Below are 3,438 nucleotides of genomic sequence, written 5' to 3'. Positions count from 1 at the left end.
GGTGCAGGTGCTGATGGGGGGTGACAATGCCCAGGGAGAATGGCAGTCAAACTTTGACGAGAAGCTGATGGAAAATGTGGTCAAGGTTTCCCGTGGAAAGGCAGACGAGCTGCGCGTGTTGATCGTGGAAGGCAGCGTGACCCATGTCTGGCCTGCGAAGGCGAAGTTTGATGCGCTGGCAGCGAATGATGCGGATCTGCAGGCGGATGTGGCGACGCTGGAGCGCATGAAAGCGATGAACGGCGAGGTGCAGGACGAGGCCTGGACGAAATTCCGGAGGCGGCATGGCTGGATCGCCGAACTCGCCCGTGCGCAGACTGGGAATGATGAGGCAAAGCGGGCCGTGGCCCAGCAAGGCATGAAAACGGCGGTGGCTTTGATTGGCTTCAGCCTGCTGGGAATGTGCTTGGCTGTGGGTGGTCTGGGGGTGTTGATCTTGGGCATCGTACGCTGGCGCAGCGGGAAAATAAGCCTGACCTTGGCACTGCGCAGCCGTGTGGAGGGTGGTGTGCTGCTGGAGGGGTTTGCGATTTTTCTGGTGTTGTTTGTGTTTCCACCCTGGCTGCTGCGTGTGCTGTCAGTGCCTTTGCCGGGCTGGGCAGCTTACGGGCCTGCCTTGATCGCTCTTTTCATCGGCATGACATGGCCGCTGCTGCGTGGCATGTCACGTTCGCATTGGCGTCAGGCGCTGGGGCTGCATCGCGGACAGGGATTGTGGAAAGAGATGGTGGCAGGAGTGCTGGGCTGGCTGGCATCAGTGCCGCTGCTGGTGGTGGGGATGATCGCGGCGTCATGGATCATGAAACTCACGGGCGAGTTTCCATCGCATCCGATTGTGGACGTTTTTGCGGGCAATGGGTGGGCGAAATTCGGCGCGATCCTGCTGGCGGTGGTGTGGGCGCCGATTTCAGAGGAAATCACGTTCCGTGGGATGCTGTTTCCCGGATTGTCCGCACGGCTGTGCTGGCTGCTGGGTGCGGTGCTGGGCGCATTTGTGTTTGCGGTGGTTCATCCACAGGGCTGGGCTGGAGTGCCTGCGATCATGGTGCTGGCGTGCTCTTTCTCTTTTCTGCGCATGTGGAGGCAGAGTTTGATCGCGCCGATGACGGCACACGCGCTGAACAACGGGATCATGTGCGTGGCGATGCTGCTGCTGTGGTGAGAAAAGGGCATAAAAAAACCGGGCTGATTGCTCAGCCCGGTTTGGGTTAACAGGAACTTGTCCTGCAGTGATTAATGTTCGTAGCCTGTTTCGCCGTGTTCGGCGAGGTCGAGACCCGTGCTTTCCACTTCAGGCTCAGGGCGAAGGCCAACAACGATCTTCACGATGATGGTGATGACCAGGGTGGCGGCGACGCTCCAGCCGATGGTGAGGGCGACGGCCTTGAGCTGGTTCATGAGCAGACCTTCCTTGAGGCCGGCAATGATGGAGTTGGCTTTCTCATCAGCAAACACGCCGGTGAGGATGGCTCCCATCGTGCCGCCGACGCCATGAACACCAAAGGTGTCGAGGGCATCGTCATAGCCGAGAAGGTTCTTCAGGTAGGCAACTGCAAGGAACGGAACGATACCGGCAGCCACACCCATGATCATGGCCGAATTGGCGGTGACGAAGCCTGCAGCAGGAGTGATGACCACCAGACCTGCAACGATGCCGGAGCAGAAGCCGAGGACGGATGGCTTGCCTTTGAGTATCCATTCAGTGACAGCCCAGACGAAACCAGCAGTGGCTGCAGCGAGCGTGGTGGTCATGAAGGCATTGGAGGCAATGCCGTCAGCACCGAGGGCGGAACCTGCGTTGAAACCATACCAGCCGACCCAGAGCATGCCAGTGCCGACTGCGCAAAGCACCATGCTGTGAGGTGCCATGGGCTCCTTGCCGTAACCTTTGCGCTTGCCAAGAATGAGGCAGAGAACCAAGGCGCTCCAGCCGGAGGTCATGTGAACGACTGTGCCACCGGCGAAGTCGATCGCCTTGATGGCTGCACCCGGATTAAGAGGACCGCACATCAGGCCCGTCGTGCTCCACACCATGTGGGCGAAGGGGAAATAGACGGCGAACATCCAGAGGGTGACGAAAACCAGCACTGCGATGAACTTCATGCGTTCGGCGATCGCGCCGATGATCAGAGCAGGAGTGATGATGGCGAAGCTGAGCTGGAACATGGCCCACATGGCGTCTGAAATCCACCAGTAGCCAGCACCGGAAGCGTAAGGGGACACGCCTTCGAGCATCTTAAACGAGAGGTCTCCAATGTAGGCGTTGCCCGCACCGAAGGAGAGACTGTAACCACATGCCCACCACAGAATGGTGACCAGACCGGCGATGCCCATGCACTGGGCGATGACGGAGAGGACATTCTTCCTGCGGACGAGGCCGCCGTAGAACAGAGCGAGACCGGGGAGGGTCATGAAAATAACCAACGCAGTGCTGGTCATCTGCCAGGCGTTGTGACCTGGGCCAGGGCCTGCGATGTTGGACTTCCACACGGTGTCACCATCTTTACCGGCCTGACCATTGGTCACGTATTTTTCCAAGTCGAAAATACGTTGCTCAATGGTTGCGGCGGCAGGCTCGGCGGCGGCGGCTGGAGCAGCTGCTGGGGCCGGAGCCGGGGCGGGAGCTGCCGCAGGAGGGGCAGCCGGGGCGGGGGCGGCAGCGGGTGCCGGTGCAGCAGTCTGACCTCGGGCATCGCCGGGGTTGATTGCGAGTGTGGTGAGGGCAACTACCGCAGCAATTGCCATGCTGCGCCAGGTTCGAGTGTGGTTGAGTTTCAGCATAAGTCAGTGGGTGGAATTTAGCTCCGATCCAAGCTCAAGCATGGCGCGTGCCAACTTCGCTTTTGTTTTTTGAACCCCTCGTGTCAAAAAACAACTGGGGAACCCTGCATCGACTCCGGCTGATGGGCACAAAAAAGCGGGTGGATGGCCACCCGCTTTTGAAAACGCACTGGTTATTTCAAGCTTCGCTTACTTGGCGAAAGGGCTGAGGACGATTTTTTTGAAATCATCCGCCAGCTTGGCGATGGCATCCTTGGGACCTGTGAGTTTCACGAAGATGTTCGACTCTCCGGCTGGAACAATGGCGGCGATGAGGCTGTAGTTCTCACGTGGAGTTTTGGCTCCCATGGGAGGGCCGTCGTTGTAGGTGCCCGTGGCTGTCACCAGGGTGATCTTTTTCCCTCCTGCATCGAGTTCCTCACGCTTGGACTCAGGGGTGCCCTGAAACTGCCCCAGCCAGCGTTTGACGTTGGCCTCAGTGTCACCACCGCCGCCGGGGCCGGGGAAGCTGTAAAACACGGCTTCCACGGGCTTCTCGGCGCCCTCCACTTTGGCAGTCAGCGTTCCTGCGCGGAACATGCCGGTGCTTTGGATTTCAGCCCAAGGCGTGGCGAACTTGAAGGTGAGTCCGTTGACTTCGAGCTTGCCCTCCTCGCC

At 59.4% G+C, this 3,438-nt stretch carries 3 protein-coding genes; 1 reads left to right on the top strand and 2 read right to left on the bottom strand.

Annotation, left to right across the window (positions count from 1 at the left end):
* Window positions 1-1,162: lysostaphin resistance A-like protein (locus ACIREA_RS28885; RefSeq protein ID WP_397385785.1), on the top strand; the 1,162-nt coding region annotated here is incomplete at its 5' end.
* A 71-nt stretch (window positions 1,163-1,233) separates the two neighbouring features.
* Here the strand turns inward: ACIREA_RS28885 and ACIREA_RS28880 are convergent.
* Together ACIREA_RS28880 and ACIREA_RS28875 are read right to left on the bottom strand one after the other, a co-directional pair.
* A complete protein-coding gene (locus ACIREA_RS28880; protein ID WP_397385784.1) occupies window positions 1,234-2,781 on the bottom strand; it encodes an ammonium transporter in 1,548 nt (515 codons plus the stop codon).
* Window positions 2,782-2,970: 189 nt separating this feature from the next.
* On the bottom strand, window positions 2,971-3,438 hold a 468-nt coding region (locus tag ACIREA_RS28875; protein WP_397385783.1), incomplete at its 5' end, for a hypothetical protein.

The sequence above is a fragment of the Prosthecobacter sp. genome (assembly GCF_044373815.1).
Lineage (GTDB): Bacteria > Verrucomicrobiota > Verrucomicrobiia > Verrucomicrobiales > Verrucomicrobiaceae > Prosthecobacter.
The sequence above is the reverse complement of the archived record's forward strand: the minus strand, read 5'-3'. Positions and strand labels throughout refer to the sequence as shown.